The 17,611-nt window shown below is 62.4% G+C and carries 15 protein-coding genes; 1 reads left to right on the plus strand and 14 read right to left on the minus strand.

Annotation, left to right across the window (positions count from 1 at the left end; all coding sequences use genetic code 11):
• Nucleotides 1-36 precede the first annotated feature (36 nt).
• Genes U0025_RS13195 through U0025_RS13215 form a run of 5 tightly spaced genes read right to left on the minus strand, consistent with a single transcriptional unit; the run spans nucleotide 37 to nucleotide 6,185 of the window.
• Complete coding sequence (locus tag U0025_RS13195) at nucleotides 37-1,698, minus strand: glycosyltransferase family 39 protein (protein ID WP_004207857.1); 1,662 nt, start codon at nucleotides 1,696-1,698, stop codon at nucleotides 37-39.
• A complete protein-coding gene (locus tag U0025_RS13200; RefSeq protein WP_004207858.1) occupies nucleotides 1,685-2,995 on the minus strand; it encodes an O-antigen ligase family protein in 1,311 nt (436 codons plus the stop codon). Before U0025_RS13200 ends, U0025_RS13195 begins: the two co-directional genes overlap by 14 nt.
• Nucleotides 2,992-4,122, minus strand: coding sequence for an acyltransferase family protein (locus U0025_RS13205; RefSeq protein ID WP_180275759.1), 1,131 nt, complete (start codon nucleotides 4,120-4,122; stop codon nucleotides 2,992-2,994). Before U0025_RS13205 ends, U0025_RS13200 begins: the two co-directional genes overlap by 4 nt.
• Before the next feature lie 16 nt (nucleotides 4,123-4,138).
• The gene (locus U0025_RS13210; RefSeq protein WP_004207860.1) at nucleotides 4,139-5,311 is read right to left on the minus strand and encodes a glycosyltransferase family 4 protein; all 1,173 of its coding nucleotides are present in this window, start codon (nucleotides 5,309-5,311) and stop codon (nucleotides 4,139-4,141) included.
• Nucleotide 5,312: 1 nt separating this feature from the next.
• Nucleotides 5,313-6,185, minus strand: a complete 873-nt coding sequence (locus U0025_RS13215; protein WP_004207861.1) for a hypothetical protein — start codon at nucleotides 6,183-6,185, stop codon at nucleotides 5,313-5,315.
• A gap of 159 nt (nucleotides 6,186-6,344) precedes the next feature.
• Between U0025_RS13215 and U0025_RS13220 the strand changes: the two genes are divergently transcribed.
• The gene (locus U0025_RS13220; RefSeq protein WP_157225187.1) at nucleotides 6,345-7,682 is read left to right on the plus strand and encodes a lipopolysaccharide biosynthesis protein; all 1,338 of its coding nucleotides are present in this window, start codon (nucleotides 6,345-6,347) and stop codon (nucleotides 7,680-7,682) included.
• An 89-nt stretch (nucleotides 7,683-7,771) separates the two neighbouring features.
• Here the strand turns inward: U0025_RS13220 and U0025_RS13225 are convergent, their stop codons facing one another.
• The 9 genes from U0025_RS13225 to U0025_RS13265 form a co-directional block, all read right to left on the minus strand.
• On the minus strand, nucleotides 7,772-9,940 hold the full coding sequence (locus U0025_RS13225; protein ID WP_072893652.1) for a GumC family protein: 2,169 nt from the start codon (nucleotides 9,938-9,940) through the stop codon (nucleotides 7,772-7,774).
• A gap of 253 nt (nucleotides 9,941-10,193) precedes the next feature.
• Nucleotides 10,194-10,928, minus strand: a complete 735-nt coding sequence (locus tag U0025_RS13230) for a response regulator transcription factor (protein WP_004207864.1) — start codon at nucleotides 10,926-10,928, stop codon at nucleotides 10,194-10,196.
• 250 nt (nucleotides 10,929-11,178) lie between these two features.
• On the minus strand, nucleotides 11,179-11,862 hold the full coding sequence (locus U0025_RS13235; protein ID WP_004207865.1) for an HAD family hydrolase: 684 nt from the start codon (nucleotides 11,860-11,862) through the stop codon (nucleotides 11,179-11,181).
• Complete coding sequence (locus U0025_RS13240) at nucleotides 11,862-12,812, minus strand: ATP-grasp domain-containing protein (protein ID WP_257010918.1); 951 nt, start codon at nucleotides 12,810-12,812, stop codon at nucleotides 11,862-11,864. The genes U0025_RS13235 and U0025_RS13240 overlap by 1 nt, the downstream gene beginning before the upstream one ends.
• A gap of 92 nt (nucleotides 12,813-12,904) precedes the next feature.
• On the minus strand, nucleotides 12,905-13,588 hold the full coding sequence (locus U0025_RS13245; protein ID WP_004207867.1) for a PIG-L deacetylase family protein: 684 nt from the start codon (nucleotides 13,586-13,588) through the stop codon (nucleotides 12,905-12,907).
• Entirely contained in the window at nucleotides 13,585-14,418 is an 834-nt protein-coding gene (locus U0025_RS13250; protein WP_254792241.1) for a methionyl-tRNA formyltransferase, read from the minus strand. The genes U0025_RS13245 and U0025_RS13250 overlap by 4 nt, the downstream gene beginning before the upstream one ends.
• A 61-nt stretch (nucleotides 14,419-14,479) precedes the next feature.
• The gene (locus U0025_RS13255) at nucleotides 14,480-15,082 is read right to left on the minus strand and encodes a sugar transferase (RefSeq protein ID WP_004207869.1); all 603 of its coding nucleotides are present in this window, start codon (nucleotides 15,080-15,082) and stop codon (nucleotides 14,480-14,482) included.
• Complete coding sequence (locus U0025_RS13260; protein ID WP_004207870.1) at nucleotides 15,082-16,278, minus strand: glycosyltransferase family 4 protein; 1,197 nt, start codon at nucleotides 16,276-16,278, stop codon at nucleotides 15,082-15,084. The genes U0025_RS13255 and U0025_RS13260 overlap by 1 nt, the downstream gene beginning before the upstream one ends.
• On the minus strand, nucleotides 16,275-17,462 hold the full coding sequence (locus U0025_RS13265; RefSeq protein ID WP_051156878.1) for a glycosyltransferase: 1,188 nt from the start codon (nucleotides 17,460-17,462) through the stop codon (nucleotides 16,275-16,277). The genes U0025_RS13260 and U0025_RS13265 overlap by 4 nt, the downstream gene beginning before the upstream one ends.
• Nucleotides 17,463-17,611 lie beyond the last annotated feature (149 nt).

A 17,611-nucleotide genomic window follows, 5' to 3' on the forward strand; every position in this document is an offset into this window, starting at 1 on the left:
ATCCTGTTGCGGCACCGCCGCGCGTGCGCAGGTGGGTTAGTCGGCGGTCCGTTCGGACAGGGCGGCACCATTATGGGAAACGCCCCTCTCCAAAAGGGCTAGACCGTCCGCGTCCGGCCGCACGAACAACCGGGTTTCGTCGCCGCCGATGGGCAGCAGCCGATAGCCGCGCAGCCGGGCATAGCTGGCAAAAGCGGCATCGAGTTCCCCTTCCTCACCGACGAGGATCGCCGCTGGCGGATCGGCGTCGAGAAAGGCTGGCAGGCCATGCGGAGTCGTCGTGGTGAAATAGGGGCGATCGGCAGCCGGCAGATATTGCGCGACGCGGTAGAGGAAAGGTCCGGCGGCAAATTCGCGATAAATCGGCAACCCGCCTTCCAGCACCGCGATCGGCGACAGGGTTGCGACCCTGCCCCGTGCCCCTGCCCTGTCCAGCACTGCCCGGATCTGTTGGCCCTGTTCATGTGTGACCATGCCCGTCCAGCGAACCGGTTGCGCCACGCCCGGCACGGCCGCGGCAAGGCGCGGCGTCACACTGATGACCGCAAGCGCCCCTACGCTTCCCAGCACGGCCGCCATCCAGTGCCGCGCCTCGGCATCGAGCCGGCGGTAGAGGAGGATGAAAAGGAGAATGAAGAAGGGCACCGGCGGTTCATAATATTGCGGGAAGGCCGGCGTCGGCACGAATGCGCCGAGCGCGCCGAAGGCCGCCAGCGCGGCCGCGAGAGGGATCGGCCACCAGGCCAATATTGCTGCCCCTGCCCTGCGCACCAATGTTCCCGCAAAAACGCCCGCGAGAATAAGCGCAAGCAGCCCCGATCCGGCCAGCCACACGCCTTCGGCCACCATGATCTTTTCGGGAAAGGACATCGCCTTGGCGGCGGTCGACTGCTCCCAATAGGCAAGATGGCCGTGCGAGAAATAGCGGACCGTGTGCGCAAATAATCCGTAGGGATCGCTGATCAGAACGACCAGCGCGGGCGAACAGCCGACCAGGCCGCCGATGATCAGCGGCACGAACACCTGCCGCACTCTTTCCCCAAAAGGCAGAGCGCGTGGCAGCAACAGCGCCGCCAGCGCGAAAGGCGGTCCCAGGAACACATAGCTGACCTTCAGCACGGCCGCGAAGCCCATGGCCAGCCCGGACAGGAAAAGCAGGCCCGGACGGACCCGGCCTTCGTCCAGCCCGCGCAAGAACAGATCGAACGAAAGGATCGCGAACGGGACGGGCAGGAAATTATTGGTGACCAGCATTCCTGCCGGGCCCATGAGCACACCCGCCACCAGCACCAGCAAGGCCACCAGGGCAACATGCCGATCCCCCGTCTGCCGCAGCGCAAAGCGATAGAGCAGCAGCCCGGTGGCGATCCAGCACAGGAAGATGAGCAGACGCCCCTTCAACAGCAGATAGCTGTCGCCGGTCAGCGCATAGAGCGTGTGCAGCAGCAGGGGCAGGCCCGGCAGATGATTATATCCCAGCGCCTGATACAGCGGCGCCTGGAACAGCAGCCGACCGGCACTGACATGGATCTGCTCGTCATGCCCCAGCGGAAAGGTGACGATCCGTCCGAACAGGCCGATCAGCACGAAGGCGAGGATCGCATAGATCAGGAACCTGGCCGGCGTCAGGGCATGCCAGCGCTTGGGCACCCATCCCGACGACGGGCGCCAGAGCGCCGCACGGCTATCCCCGTGCATAGCGCAAGGCTCGCATCCGCCTGGACGAAAGCGCACGCCCACTGCGTCGCCGCAGGTCGGCCTCGCCGCCATGCAGCGCGATCGCCAGTGCCAGCAACACCGGCACCGCCCACAGCCGTGCGTACATATGCGGGCTCGCGGCGGAAAAGAGCAGGAAGGTCGCCAGGACGGACAGGGCAAGCGCCCCGGCCAGCCTGTCCCGCTTCAACGCCGTGAACCCAATCACGCCGCCAACGCCAATCATCGCGATCCAGCCGACAAGGGCGAGAAAGCCGCCTTCCACCCAGAGCAGCAGATACATGTTGTGCACCGGCGCGCCGGCCGGGCTGATGACGCGATCCTGATCCACACCGACACCGACGAACATATGATCACCGACGCGTTGCCACGCATCCTTGGCCAATCCCAGCCGGTCTTCGAACGTGCCCGCCTCCGCTATGTCGCCGGCCTCCAAGGCGTTCGCGACGCGCTTCTGGAACACGGCGGGCAAAGTGACATTGGCGGCGTTCAGAACGATGCCCAACGCAACGATACCGACCAGCCCGCCAAGAACATAAGCGCGAATGCGACGGTCGCCGAACAGGACGAAGAACAGGATCGCGACAACCATGCTGCCAAAGGCGGTTGCGGACGCGCTCAGCAGCAAGGCATAGAACAGGACGCCTGCGATGACGAGCATCTGCCAGAGGCCGATGACCCGGCGTGCGCGCAGGTAGAAGGCAAAGGGCAAGGCCATCGAGATGGTTGCGCCATTCCAGTTCGCGTCGGTCGCGAAAGCCCCCAGCCGCCCGCTGCCGGACAGGAAATCGAGGCCCAGCGTGGCGCGCGCGTCTTCGAACGAGCCCGAATAGGTAAAATAGACGATGATCCCGATCAACTCCATCAGGAACACGCCGAACAGCAAGGCGCAGGCCAGCCGGTTGGTGTTGGCGGCACCATGCCCCATCAGCAGGAAAGGCAGCACCGCCCAGGCCACGCTATATTGCAGGGCGACGATGATCCAGCGCGTGGGATCATGGCAGAAGAGCGAACTGACGAGCAGGCCGCCCATCATCAGGGCGAAGGCCGCGAACCAGAGCGGCGACAGCAGGCCGAAGGGTTCAAGCGGAATATGTTTCCGGACCAGCAACTGCGCGCCCCCGATCAGCAGGCACAGGTCGCTGACCGTGAACATGATGTCGATCGACGGGCGCCATGACAGATAGGCCGCCAGGAATATGCCGACCATGATCGCCGTTGGCGGGCTGTCTGCCATCGCCCGCGCATCGGCCACGGTGCCTTCAGACGCACTGCTCATGCCTCGCCTCCCGCTGGCTGCGCCTGGGCCGTCGCGCTGCTCTTTTCCCGATAGATACGCTGCCCGAAAAAGCGTTGATAGGGCCAGATTTCCAGGCTGATATGGACGAGATGGGTGAGCGGCATGGTCACGGCCACCACGACCGCAGCGAAGATCGCGATCGATCCCAGCACATTGTCGGTGAACCAGCCGAAATGGTCGAATATCCTGCGTATCCCGTAATAGCTGTAGGGATGCACGAGATAGAGGCTGTAGCTGACGGTACCGAGATAGCGGAACAGCGGATTGTCGAGCGCGCGGGCGGTCAGGCTGCCCGGCTGGATCGCGCAATGGAAATAGAGTCCGGCCGACAGGATGATCGGCACCAGGACCGGATCGGCAAAGTCGCTCCAGCTATATTCGAAATGGCCACGGCTGGCGAAGGCGATCATCGCGATCAGGCTTGCAAGCTCCAGACCGCGCGCCGGGATGGGCCAGCGCCACGGCCTGGCACTGGCCAGTCGGATTGCCGCGCCGATGACAAAATAGATGGCGATCGGATGGGTCAGCAGGAAGATCAGTCCGACCATGATTGCGACGGCGGCGCCCGCGCGGTTACGATGATGCACCGTAAAATAGACGATCCCGTACATCAGCAGGTAGAAGATCACCTCGTAGGTCAGGCTCCACGCATTGGGCGTAAGCTGCTCGGTGCCAGTGAAAAGGTTGATGAACAGCAGGCCCGAAATCACCGCTTTCGTCGAATTGAGCGCAGGATAGGCATTGGTAATTGCGTTCAGCGCGATGAAGAGCAGCGAAAGCACGAAAAACAGCGGATAAAGCCGCAGGAAGCGGCGCAGCGCAAATTGCTGCGCGCCATAACGCATTGCGCTTGGCAGGATGACATAGCCGCTGATGATGAAGAACAGTTCGACACCAAAAGTGCCTAATGCCCAGGCGCCTGCAATGCCCTGCACATAGGCATCATTCTGGGCATAGATATGTTTGGCGGTGCCGCCCAGAATATGCGCCAGCAGCACCATCATCGCTGCCAGGCCCCGCAAGCCGTGCGCCGCGACATTGAACCCGCCCCCGGCTGTGTCGCGCGGCGAAGCCGGCCGGGTCGGACCGGATGAGCGCGCCAGCAAGGCAGAGGTCGCCTCGCTAGCGATGGGGCGTCTCCTGCCCGGCGCCAGCATGGAGCATGTCGTCATAGATCGCCATGATCGCATCGGCATGGCGCGCTTCGCCGAATTTGAGCAAGGCATCGGCCCGCGCAGATTGGCCGATGCCTTCCATCATCGCAGGATCGCGTAACAGGGTGGCGCAGGCATCGGCCAGCGCCTGAGCGTCCTCTGGTGGAACAAGACGCCCCGTCTCACGGTCTCGGATAGCTTCGATATTGCCACCTGATGCAGTCGCGACGACCGGCGTTTCGACCAGCATCGCCTCGATCAGCGTTCGTCCGAAAGGTTCGTCGATCGCCGGCACCATCAGTAAATCGCACCCCGCCAGCCAGAAGGCGCCGGGAGTGCGAAAACCCATCAGATGGATCGCGTCGCCGACGCCTTGCCGCCGGGCACGATCCGCAACCTGGGCGTCCATGCCGTCAAGCGCCTCGCCGAAGAGCACACCCCGCGCATCGAGTTCGGGCGCGACACGGCGAAGCGCAGCAATTGCATCGACGAACAGCAATGGCCGTTTGCGGTCGATCAGGACGCCCGAGAAGCCGACAAGATTGGCGGTGGGCGGTGCATTGATGAGTTCGAGTATCGCCTGCCGGGCCGCCCATCGATCGCATTGGATGGATGTATCGAAAGGGCTGTGTACCACATCGGTACGCAGCCTGCGGCGCAGGCCGCCTGCCTGGTCGCCGGCGAAGTGCGACACCGCAACCACCCGGTTGGCCAGCAGCGGCGCAACCATCCTCAATCCCAATGCATCGGGTGAACCACGGTGATGCCAGAGCAATTGGGCTCCTGCCAGCCGAGCGGCCAATGCCCAGGTCGCATGGGTGCGCCCGTCATTGCTGTGGACGATGGCAACCTGGCGTTTGCGCAGGAACCGGGCCAGAGGAATGGCGCCTCGCGTCAGCTGCAGTGCCCGCAACGGGCCGACCCTGCGGCCGTGCTGGAGAGAAATGGAAGCGGGAATGGCCTCGACAGCAATACCCCTGTCCGCAAACAGCCGGGCGATGATGCCCTGCGGGTTCTGGACGATGACGAGCGGCGCGTAACGCTGCTGATCGATCTTGGCGATCAAGCTGCTGGCAGAGATATGGCTGCCCCCCACCAGGTCTCCCACGAAGGGAAAGCATATGGTGACGGCCGACGGCATGCTAGATGGCCCATTGCTCGGGCAACGGGGTTTCAAGCATCAGCCATTCCACTTCCGACCCGCCGCAGAAACGGTCCACGACGTCCAGAAAACGGCCATTAGCAGAAACCTGGAACAGCGTGCCGACATGGCATCCCCGAGCAGAGCGGGCGATCAGCAGGAAGGCCCCGGGCCCGGTCAGATAGCGCACGATGTTGGCCATCGCCCGGCGCAGCGCCTCTTCATCGAAATAGCCGCGATTTAGGATGTTGCAGGCCCGGATGAAGTCAAACCGATGGCGGAACGCGGGGGTATCGACAAAGATGTCATTCTTCTCGATCTGCACGTTCGACGCGGCCTTCAGCCGCGGACTGATGAGGCGCACGGGCGTGACGTCCCCGTCCCCCTGCTTTATGAGGCGCTGGGCACGTCCGCCCAGCCAGGCATTTGCCAGAGCGCGCACCGCGAGCATGCCGGTGGCATAGTCGGCCCGACGACCCCAGGGGCGTACCACCCGGCCCAACACATCATATTGCAACGGATGTCCCGCCTCGTCGGTCAGCACCCGCACGCCCGGATAGGCCTTCACCAATCGACCGTCGATGGCGATGTCGGTGCCGACCACGGCCGGCATATGCCCACAGGCCAGCAATCGCTCATAGAGGGCAAGCGTCGTCGCACCGGACGATATGCCGATATCAAGAACCTGCCCGATGGTGGCGCCACTCAATTCGAAACTTTCCAGACAACGAGCATCCAGGTCATGGAAGCGATCGCTTGCTGTCCGTTTGAAGGTCGAGTTGCGCGTGCGCAGATCCGAAAAGAAACGATCTTCGACATCGGTCGAAGTCGGCTTTCGGGCGGGATGAAAAAAGGCTTTGGCGGTGATGGACATAACGTCTCCCCTGCCTGTTCCTTATCATCCAGCGTCGCTGCGGTGATCGGCAATTTGGGATTACATCTACAGGAAAGCTGCGCTTTTATCCTGATTGGTTCCATGAATTAGCGACGATCATGGTGGAGGGACATGGCTATGGAGAGGGCGCACCCGCTATTGTCGTTCATCATCTCGACCCACGCATGGGGGCTTCGAGCCATGTCGCACCGGCGCGTGCGCGCCGTCACCCACCTGCTGAGCGGAACGGCGGCGACACTGGGCATCACGCTACTTTCCATCGCCCTTACGGCTCGACTGCTACATCCCGCGGCCTATGGCATCCTGGCAATGATCCTGACACTGGGACAGGCAAGCGAGCGCTTGTTGAGTTTCCAGTCTTGGCAACCGGTCATCCGCTATGGCGCCAGCCTTGATCACGAAAAGGATTCCGCAGCGTTTTTCGCGCTGCTCAAATTCGGACTGTTGCTCGACCTGGGCGGCGGCGTTGCGGCGTGGGTGGTGGCGAACGGGATTGCACTGACGGGGCAATGGCTGCTCGGCTACAGCGACGAAACCCTGCAAATGGCCCTCATCTTCCTGGTGTCGCTGCTGTTTAGCTATAATGGCGTGGCCACGGCGATATACCGCCTGACCGACCAATATCGCATGATCGCACGCATTCAGGTCGCCAATGCGCTGCTGAGACTGGCGCTGATCGGCATCGCCTTCGTGATGGATGCAGACCTGTTCGAGATGGTGCTGATCTGGACATTTACCCAGATCATCATGTCGATTTCCAATTTCATCTTTGCGATACGCCTTCTGCCCGCGCCAGGCCTGCGCGCCATTTTCGACGCCAGCGTCGAAGGCATCAACGAGCGCTTTCCGAAGGTATGGCGCTTTGCCCTGGGATCCAATTTTTCCCTGACCGTCTGGTCGAGCGCCCAGCAGGTCGACACGCTGATCGTCGGCTGGCTTGCCGACCCGGCAAGCGCGGGCCTGTTTCACATCGCCAAGCGGATCAGCCGCGTCGTGCAACAGATCGGCAGCCAAGTGGAATCGGTCGTCTATCCAGACCTCAGCCGGCTGGCGGCGGCCGGCAATCGCCGCGCCTTCGTGCGGGTGGTGATACAAACCGAGCTAATCCTGCTCGCCTTTGGCATGGCCTGTTTCCTCACCATCCTGATCGCCGGCGCGAGCCTGATGCGCCTGATCGTTGGAGCGCGATTTGCCGGGGCGGTACCGCTCCTCATCGTCCAGATCCTGGCGGTGACGATGACGATCAGCGGCGCGGCCAGTCGCGCCGGGCTGCTGTCGCTGGGGGAACAGCGGGGCGTCCTACGTACCGTGGTGGCCTGTGCCATGGCCTTCTACTGCTCGGTCGCCCCGCTGATCATGGAATTCGGTGCCATGGGTGCCAATCTAGCCCACCTGGCCTTCGGCATCGTCTGGCTCGGCGGTCTCAGCTTCAACCTTCGCCGCGCGATCAAGGTCGCCCCCTGGCAACAGCGATAGGGCCACAAGGCTTTTCCGATCACACGCAAAAAGGACCGATCAACCCATGCGGTTCACCGGTCCTGTTTTGGTCCTGCTGGGACGGCACCTCAATTGAAATGCAGCGCTTCCACCACGCGACGCTTGGAACGGCGCCAGCTGCGCAACAGGCGCTTGTGCATCGCACCAGCCTCCGCCGGATCATCGGCATCATAATATTTGGTCAGTCGAGCGATATGGTGGATCGCATCGCCATAGCCGCGTCGTGCATGGGCCGGATAATCCACCATGTTGATGACCGCTCCGGTAATCGGCCGCTCGAACATCTCCATCGCCACCCGCGCGGCTTCGGGACTGGTCATGCCCCAACGCAGTACCAGGATCGTCGAATCGGCATATTCGGTGAGCGTCTTGGCATCGCGCACCGGCAGGATCGGCGGCGCATTCAGGATCACCAGATCATAATGTTGTCGCAGCGCATTGACCATGCGTGGCAGACGAGGCGAGGCGATCAGCGCACCCGGGTCCATGGGCGTATCGCCGACGGCAATTACCGAAAAATGGCTGTCTTCCTGGATGACGGGCAGATCCTCCAGGCCAGCACGACCAGTGAGATAGCCAACGACACCATTGCCCTTGCAATCGGCCTCGATATTGGGGCGCCGCAAATCGAAATCGACGACGACCGCGCGCCTGCTGACGGCGCCAGCCGCAGCCGCCAGACTGGTGGCGATGGTGCTCTTGCCCTCGCCATCCAGCGGAGACGTCACCACCACCACCTGAGAGCCGGGACCATGGCGCGATTCCAGTTCGATCAGCAGATTGCGGATCGCCTCGGCAAAGCGGGACCGGGGTTTGGATTCTACGACCGCATGAACCGGTTCATCTTCGCGCCCATCACTGAGATCGGGCACCATCGCAAGTGTGGGAATGCCAAGCAGGCGCCGGACCTGCGCCGCCGTGCGGATCGTCGTATCCATCGTATCGACCACGAAGGCGACGATCAGGCCGAGCAGAAGAAAGGCCAGCATCGCCACCGCCAGAACCCGTTGCGGGATCGGATAGCTGGGCACCGCTGGCAGAGAGGCGCGAGAGATGATCGAGATGTCGGGATCCACATCGACGGGCGCCGTGATCTTTGCGTTCAGCGCGGCGACCAACGACATGTACAGTGTGTTGGTGGCCTCCGCCTTGCGCTCCAGCCCCCGCAGCGCGACCGCCTGCCCTCCCGACGCCAGGGCCTGCGAACGGATGCTGCTGATGCTGGCGTCGATCGCGCCGCGCCGGGCGGCGCTAGCCGCCGACACGGCCGACAATTCGCCCTGCAACCGCGCCGTTTCCGCCGCAATGCGCGGGCCGATCGTGGCCAGTTCCGCCTTGGTCTTGACGACATCAGGATAGCCCGGACCGAACATCGCACTCAGTTCACCCAGACGCCGCGACAAGGTTGCCTCCTGCTGTCGCAGTTCGATGAGCAGCGGGGATGTCGCCGTCGCCGGTCCTCCACTGAGTTGGGCAAGCCGGCTGGCATAAGCGCTTTCCGCACGGGCCTGGGCCAGAATGCCGGCCGACTGGTCGACCTGGGCAGCGCCGCTGACTTCGGGATTGGATGCCAATATGCCATGGGCCGCGCGGAAACTGGCGGCGGCGCCATCAGTCTGCTGCATGGCGGTACGCACCTGCACGACCCGCGCGGTCAGCGCCTGGATTTCCTTATCGCGCGATTCCTTGGCGTTCTTCAGTCCACCTTGAATATAGGTTTCGACCAGCCGATTGGCGATCAGGGCCGCCTTTGCCGGGTCTTCCGACGAGGCGGTCACCTTGATCGTGCTCGACCGGCCGACGCGCATGATGTCGACCTTGTCGAGCAAACGATCGACCACTCCTTCGCTCCGCGAGCGTTCGGCCGCCTCCGCGCGCAGGCTGGGGTCCACTTCCACGGGGCGATTGCCCAGGATCACTTCCCGGACCCAGGATCCGACGCCCCGGGCTTCTCCCGGCTTGCGGGCAAATTCGGGATCATCATCCAGATGCAGCGTCGTCGCTGCCGCCCGCGCGAGACGCCGGGAGCGCAGCATTTCGACTTTCGTCTCGATCTGCGTTTCCTGGTTCGGGCTGAGGATGGTCGTGCCGGTGACCGATGTTTCCGCGTCGGGCGGCTGGACCACGACGGTCGCAGCGCTGCTGTAGATGGGCGTGATGTTGATCAGGACCATGATCGTCATCGCCATGCCGAGCACGGTCAGCGTGGCAATCAATATCCATCGCCGTCGGATCATCCGGAAAAAATCGTGAACGCCAAAATAGCCCGTACGGGTGCTTGGCTGCGGTGCCCGCGCCGCTCCCATAAATATATCGCCAGGGGTAAAATTAGAAGGAACGATGAGGGCGTCGCCTGAAGACATAGGATATCCCCTTCCAACAACGATATCATTCGAAGGCGGAACTGGAGCAGACAAAGCTCGCTTCAACAGTCGCCCACAGCACGAAACGCCGACGCAGCCTTGGAAAATCCGACTGGCTAGTCGTCACTCAAGCCACGTCGGCCAGCCTTAAAGGGAAGCGTGGTACCACGGCCGCGCATGGCGACTGCTCGCCGTTCTGCTGAACTGGTTCACCCAGCAAACCGCGGCTTAATGCCCAGATTGCGGCCTGCGTCCGATTAACAACGTGAAGCTTCCGGAGAATGGATTTGACATGAACCTTCACCGTGGCCTCGGTAATGTTGAGCCGGCGGGAAATGATCTTGTTGGGTTCACCCCGGATCAGACCCCGCAATATTTCCACCTCACGGTCCGACATCTTCACATCTTCAATGCGACCGTCATTATCGTTCCAGCGCAAATTGGTATCGAGCCCCGCAAGTTCAAAAATGATGCGAGAGGGCACGATCTTTTCGCCGAGTGCCACCAGATTGATCATTGCTGCAAGGCTAGCGCAGGAAGTGTCTTTGCCAATATAGCCGGCCACACCCGCCTGAAACGCCTGGGCAACCATCGCGCATTCACAATCATGTCCCAGCATGACGATCAATGCCTCGTCCTGAAGTATATGCGCCTCCCGACACATTTCGAGCGTCGCTTCATCGGACGAGGAGGCCATCACCAGAAGGTTGTTCACGCCGTGGCTGCCAGTTTCCAGCGGAATATCAGCCAAATTTCGGAAAACGCCGACGACATCCAACGATCTTTCCGTCAGAATACGTCGCAGACCTTCGCCTTCGATCTCATTTTGCGTGACGATGATCACTTGCAGTTGATTGCTCAAAGTCGCCTCCGAGAAATTAGGAGCGCCTTCGCTTTCACGCAGCGAACTCGACTATGGCATCAACTGCCAGAGAGCGAGGAACCCCTTCAGAGGGAAAGCCTGCTTTTTGCAGCATCCGGCTCTCCGATCGCGACCCTTCCCTGCCTAAGAGCTATAGTAATCGGAAAAACAATCAAGCTTTTCCAATAGGTGCATTTGAAGGGCAAGCTCAAAAGTATTAGTAAATTTTGTAAATTCCTTTGAAGGAAAATCATAATTCACCAAGGTTTTCAATAACCCTTTGTGCATCGCAATGCCGTGCAGGATGGTCTGCATGGTCGATCCGACCCGGCCGCACTATCCTTATGGTATGCCAGCCCAGCGCCTTCGGAGCGATAAAATCCTTCACCGGGTTGTCGGCAACATAAGTGAAACAGCGATTCGCCAATCCGAAATATTCCTGCATATGCAGGAAGGCGCGCCGATCCGGCTTCCAATGCGCACGCCCCCAACGGTCAGTACAGATACCTAGACTGACACCACGCCGGTACAGATCCAGTGCGCGGATCTTCCGTCGCTGGGCATCCAGATATCCGTCGGTGATGACGCCGATCGCAATATGCGGCGCGATATTCGTCAGGAAGTTCGCGGCATCTGGCGCCAGCTCGATAATCGGTCGATGCTGTCGATAGACGGCAAGCATCCGCCCCACCAGGGACGGCGTAGGATCAATGTCCAAGTCGCGCAGGCAGTCATCGAATAACTGCGTCCTGGCGCCCGCCTCGAACTTTCGGCGCAGAAAATTCCCGTATTCGACAAGGCCCAGGCGTTCGCGCGCCCATGCACCGACAGCGCCCAATCCGCTCAGCACATAGTCCCGCTCCAGATAGAGTGTGTCATCAAGGTCGAAGACAAGCACGTGCTCCGGCGCGCACTTCACCCGCGGCCGGGCCATCAGACGAACACGGCATCATCGAACCGGAGCATCAGCATATCGGACTGCCATTCATCATTGGCGGTACGCGGCAAGTTCAGACATTCCTCCAGCATCCATGTCGTGAACTGCGCGCCGGCATGATGCGTCAGGGGATAACCGCCGCCGAAGCGGGCATTGATCTCGAACACGAACGGCATTCCATTCTCGGCCAGGCGCACCTGGAAGCACAGCGCCCCGCGTGCGCCCTTGCATGCAACGGCGATCTGGCGGGCCATGTCCGCCAGCGGCTGGCTGCGCAGCGTGACCCCTTTTTCCACTTCGCCTGCGCGGACCTTCAACCGTTCATGCGGCACGGCACATTTCAGTCGCCCTTCGGCATCGAAGTAGAGATTGACCGTGAATTCCCGTCCCGGAATGAACTGCTGGACGATATAGGGTTCCTTTGCATCGAGCGTGAGCAATTCGTTCAGCGTCTCGACCATCATGATACCGCGGCTCGAACTCCCGTGGCGCGGCTTGGCAAGCAAGGGAAAGACCATTTCCTCGCGCCCGCGCAAGACATCCTTGGCCGATGCCGTCCGGGGCGTGTGAACGCCTGCGGCGGAGAGGAAGCGGGCTGTCGCCAGCTTGTCGCGCGCCATCGTCACGACCTGCTCGCTACTGACGGCAACATGGCAGCCAAGCGCCGCGAACTTGTCCCGGGCACGGGCAAAGGCAATCAGTTCGGTGTCGATGGTCGGCACGATCAGGCCGATATTTTCCTGCTCGCATATTTCCAGCATCGCTGGAATGAATGCGGTGCTTTCCGCTGAAGGCGCTGCGAATGCCTTGTCCGCCTCGATACAGGCCGGGCTCCATTCCGGCTGCAAATCACAGCCATAGATACTGAGATCCGCGCCCAGTTGTGCAGCCGACTGGCGAAAGCTGCGCAGCAGACTGACCCGGCGGCCGGCCGAACTCATCATCATGCGCAAGGACCGCCGGGAAGACGCGCGTCGTCCTGAATTTGCCACCAGGGTGATCGCCCCCTCTTGAGTAGGTTCGAAAACGACCGGCATGTTCATGCTACCTCCCTTATCAGGGTGAAAGCCTCGGCCGCCGCGCAGGAAACGCAGGATCCTCTCACCATTGCCAGTGCTCTCAATGTTTCTAGCGACCGTTCATTGGGAAACGGTCGAACCTGCGACCGGAAGCAGGCAAACGCATCCAATTTCTGATCCAGATGGCTGGAGATGTCGATAAAGACATTGGGCTGGAACGCGGGACCAAGATAGGGTGCGGACCAGTTGGTTTCCGACACCGTTTCATAGGCGAGGATGCGCCGGGGATAATCCGGCCCCAACGGACGCGCCGCCACCATGGCCGCATCGAAGACCAGCTTATGATCGAAATGCAGATCGCCCACAAAGGGGACCAGCAACATATCGGGCCGGCTCGTCATAACCGATTTCGCAATGGCGGCATTGAGCGCGGCGCGCGATACGCCGTCCAGACCGGCTGCCGGAAAATCCAGAAACTGCGTCTGGGTGACGCCCAGCAGCCAATGCGCCTGGCGGGCCTCATCGCGCACCTGGTTAGCCTGATCCTCGTCGAACAATGGCGCCATGCCGCGCGTAACCACCAGGATTTCAACCTGGCACCCCATCGAGACCAGTCGCGCGATCGTGCCCCCACAGCCTAGAACCTCGTCATCGGGATGCGGTGCGATGACCAGCGCCCGCTGTACGGAATCGAGAGCCGTCATCGCGTCATCGACTCCCGTCCCAGAATGGCGTGGACAGGCAAGGCGCCATCCGCCGGGCAGGACCATTGCGTGACCTGCAGCCCGCCGTCATCGCCGCAGCGCACCGTAAAGCTGCTGTCGGTGCGCTCGACAATCTGCCCCGGCATGGACGCTCTGTAGCGCGACAGGGACACGGGATACGCCGCGGCGATGACGACCTTGCTGTCGTTCAATATCGTCCAGGCGCCCGGATAGGGCGCACCACAGGCGCGCACCATGCGCCAGATATCATCCACCGGCGCCGTCCAATCGATACGGGCATCCTCGGGCCGTCGGCGCGTGCCATAGCTGCTGTACCGTTCGTCCTGCGGCACCCCGGGCGCACGCCCATGGGCCAGGTCGATCAGCATGGGCGGCAATATTTCGGCCAGCATCGTCATATGCCTGGCATAGAGAGATTCTGCCGTCTCATCCGATGCGACATGGAAGAAACGCTGTGCCAGGATCGGGCCACTGTCGACCCCGTCGTCGATCCTGAACAGGGTAGAGGCGGAAATCGGCTCATCGAGCAGGATGGTCCATGGGATGATCGCGCGCCCGCGCAACCGGGGCAGCGGCGCGGGGTGAAAACCGATCAGGCCGCCCGGTGCGCTGGCCTGCACGCGCGCGCCGCACAGTTGCGACCAGCCGATGACGAAGATGTAGTCGGGCGCGAGATCCTCGATCAGCTCGAGACTGGACTGTGCGTTGATGTTCGACACCGTGACGAGCCGCGTCGCCAGCGCCGCCGCATCGCCGGACAAATCCACGAAATCGGAATGACGATGGCCAAGCGTGACCGGCAGCGTCAAGACCGCCGCCAAATCCCATGCCGGCGAAGCCGCAAGGCATTTCAGCGCAACGCGCGTGCTCTCAACTGCGCCAACGAGCACCGCTCTCATAGGCCCTCCTTATGGATGCTGGATCGGTTCGCTCCCCCGTCAATGCGACGAGGACGGTGCGCCAGAGTATGTTGATGTCGAGCGACAGGCTGCGATGATCGATATACCAGAGATCGAGCGCCATCTTGTCGGCATCGCTCAGCAGCGTGTTGCCGTTGACCTGCGCCCAGCCGGTGAGCCCGGGCCTGACGGCGCACCGTGCCTGACCAAGTTTTCCGGCCGCCACGATCGTTGCAGGCAGCAACGGTCGCGGCCCGATCAATGCCATGTCGCCCGTGAAGATGTGCCACAATTGCGGCAATTCATCGAGCCGCACCGCCCTGAGCGCGCGACCGACCGGCGTCGTCCGGGCCGCATCGGGGAGCAGATCACCGTCCGCATCGTGCACATTCGTCATGGTGCGGAACTTGACCAGCGTGAACAGCCGCCCGTCCCGCGTCACACGGCGCTGCCGGAACAGGATCGGTCGGCCATCGGTCAGGGCGATCACGCCTGCCACTGCGGCCATCACCGGCACGGCCACCAGCAGCCCGACAGCCGATATCCCCACATCGAGAAGCCGGATCGATGACATCAGCCTCCTCCCGTCGCAAACGCCCGCACAGGTGCAGCGGATCGATCGGGTTGAACAGGGACGCCCGTCGGCTGGGCAAGCAGGCCCATCGTGTCGAGCAGCATCGCATTCACCTTCTCGACCGAGAAATGCTCCTCCACCGTCCGCCGTGCCGCCGCACCCATGGCGACGACCAGCCCCGGATCGGCCGCGATACGCAACATCGCATTGGCAAGTGCCTGGTGGTTGCGCGGCGGGACCAGAAAACCATTCTCCCCCTCGACCACGGGCTCCCTGCAGCCGGGCATGTCGGTGGTGATCACGCCTCGCCCGGTTGCCATCGCCTCCAACAGCGTGCGCGGCAGCCCTTCACGATACCAGCTGGGCAATACGAAGACGCTCGCCTGGGCAAGATGCGGCCGGACGTCCTGCGTCTCGCCGCAATATTCCAGCAGGCCATCCCGGTTCCATTGCGCGATCGTCTCACGAGAAATGGCGGCAGGATTGCTGTCGAACGGACCGAGCAGGCGGAAACGGATGTCAGGCCGCTCCGCCCGGACCAGACGCGCTGCTTTGGCATAATCATCAAGGCCCTTGTTGCGCAGCAGCCGGGCGATCATCAGGAAGCTCAGCCCCACTTCGGGGAGCGGCTGGCAAGCATAATGATCGAGGTCGACGCCCGATCCGGGCACCTGAATGACCTGGGCGCCCTCATCGATGATGCCATGGGCCAGCATTTCGTGCCGATCGTCGCGATTGAACACGAACACGGCCCGGGCGTGCGCCAGCGCGCGACGATAGAGAAAGGAAACGAGACGCCGGACATGGCGCAGGCGGCCGGACATGTCGTCGCTGAACACATGCCCCAAGCCACTCACCATCGCATAAAAGCGCGTCCTGCCGACACAACGGGTCGCCAAACCGCCATAGATGATCGGCTTTTGCGTATAGGCGAGCACGATATCTGGCCGTTCGCGCCACAGCATCACCAGCAGCCAGGAAAAAGTTTGCACGTCGCGAAACGGATTCATCCCCGTGCGCGCCATCGGCATGTGGCGGAAGCGCACGCCCAGCGCGGCGAGCCTCGCCTCGACCGCCGCATCCCGATCAGGAGCGCAGGCGATGACCTCATGTCCGTTCGCCACCATCGATGCGAGCAGGCGCCCGCGAAAATTGATCAGCGAGAAAGTCAGGCTGGAGACGACGACGATCTTCATAGCGCCTCGCACTGCATGGCACGCGCCGATGGCCCCGGCTCGTCGCTCTCGATCCGTCCCGCAACCTGTCGAAACAGCGCATCATAGCGCTTCACGACCTGATCGATCGCGAACATCTCGCTGATGCGCTGGCGCGCGGCACCGCCCAGCATCACCCGTTCCTCCGGCCGCAAATGGCATAGTTCCATCAACGCCAGCGCGAGGGCTGTCGGATTGCGCGGCGGCACGGTGCGGCCCGTCGCTCCGATGACCCAGCCCGTGTCGCCGACATCGGTGCCGACACAGGGTATGGCCTTGGCCATCGCCTCACCCACAATATTGGGAAATCCCTCGCCCCAGGCCGAGGGCAAGGCGAGGATATCGACGCCGCCGAGCCATTGCGCGACATCGCTCCGTTGCCCCGAAAGCGTCCAGTACCCGGTCGGCAAGGCCGAGAGCGCGTCCGCGATCTCCGGCGTCGGCCGGTCCATCCCCTCTCCCACGATCAGCAGATGCGCCGGCATACGGGCGGGATGCAGCCGGGCGAAGGCCGATACCAGATTGGCGGCATCCTTCATTGGATGCGCCCGCGCGACCATCGCGATCACGATGCGGTCGGGCGCGATGCCGAAAATCCGGCGAAGCCGATCCTGGGCCTCCGCCCGCTGCCCGTCCGCGTCCAGATCGAACCCATTGGGGATGACCATCGCCCGCGTGGGATCAAAGCCTATGGCCCGATATTGCTGCATCGCCACCCGGGCATTGTAGATGATCGCCTGCGGCCGCCGTGAAAGCAGCGCCTGGGTCCGCAGGACGAGGCGGGTCAGCCTCTTTTCATGCACATAGCCACCGCCAAGCGAATGACGAACATTCCAGATGACCGGCGCGCCGGTACGCGCCAGCATCGTCGCGCACATGGTCGCCAACTGGGCATGGTGCATCCACGCCATGATCACGTCGGGACGCTCGCGCCGGACAAGCGCAGCCAGCCGGAGCGTCGCCGGCAAGGCGGTCGCAACGCTGGTCATCCCCAAGGCATGGACCCGCACGCCATTGTCCTGCAGTCGCTGGCCGACAAAGCCTGGCGGCATCAGCGAGGCCACCACCACGTCCTGGTCCTGCGCGGACGAATGGTGGAGCAGGCGCATGAGCATCGCCTCGGCTCCGCCCACGTTCAATCCGGTTATGACATGAAGCAGCTTCATGGACGTGCCGGCCCCAAAAAATCGCCCGAAGATGGCTTCGCGACGTGCCCCTGATGGAAGCGTCCCTATTAGATCGAAGCGCAGCGCCAGCCTGCTCGCTATTTTAGGCCCTATCCATGGGGGCAAGGCGCCGCGACCGGCAGCACTAC

It is taken from the genome of Sphingobium yanoikuyae, assembly GCF_034424525.1.
In the GTDB taxonomy this organism is placed as follows: domain Bacteria; phylum Pseudomonadota; class Alphaproteobacteria; order Sphingomonadales; family Sphingomonadaceae; genus Sphingobium; species Sphingobium yanoikuyae.

Excerpts from the sequence above, each read along its gene's own strand:
- U0025_RS13195 (WP_004207857.1), bottom strand. The coding sequence starts at position 1,698 with ATGCACGGGGATAGCCGTGCGGCGCTCTGGCGCCCGTCGTCGGGATGG.
- U0025_RS13200 (WP_004207858.1), bottom strand. The coding sequence starts at position 2,995 with ATGAGCAGTGCGTCTGAAGGCACCGTGGCCGATGCGCGGGCGATGGCA.
- U0025_RS13210 (WP_004207860.1), bottom strand. The coding sequence starts at position 5,311 with ATGCCGTCGGCCGTCACCATATGCTTTCCCTTCGTGGGAGACCTGGTG.
- U0025_RS13215 (WP_004207861.1), bottom strand. The coding sequence starts at position 6,185 with ATGTCCATCACCGCCAAAGCCTTTTTTCATCCCGCCCGAAAGCCGACT.
- U0025_RS13225 (WP_072893652.1), bottom strand. The coding sequence starts at position 9,940 with ATGATCCGACGGCGATGGATATTGATTGCCACGCTGACCGTGCTCGGC.
- U0025_RS13235 (WP_004207865.1), bottom strand. The coding sequence starts at position 11,862 with ATGGCCCGGCCGCGGGTGAAGTGCGCGCCGGAGCACGTGCTTGTCTTC.
- U0025_RS13240 (WP_257010918.1), bottom strand. The coding sequence starts at position 12,812 with ATGATGATGAGTTCGGCCGGCCGCCGGGTCAGTCTGCTGCGCAGCTTT.
- U0025_RS13245 (WP_004207867.1), bottom strand. The coding sequence starts at position 13,588 with ATGACGGCTCTCGATTCCGTACAGCGGGCGCTGGTCATCGCACCGCAT.
- U0025_RS13255 (WP_004207869.1), bottom strand. The coding sequence starts at position 15,082 with ATGTCATCGATCCGGCTTCTCGATGTGGGGATATCGGCTGTCGGGCTG.
- U0025_RS13260 (WP_004207870.1), bottom strand. The coding sequence starts at position 16,278 with ATGAAGATCGTCGTCGTCTCCAGCCTGACTTTCTCGCTGATCAATTTT.
- U0025_RS13265 (WP_051156878.1), bottom strand. The coding sequence starts at position 17,462 with ATGAAGCTGCTTCATGTCATAACCGGATTGAACGTGGGCGGAGCCGAG.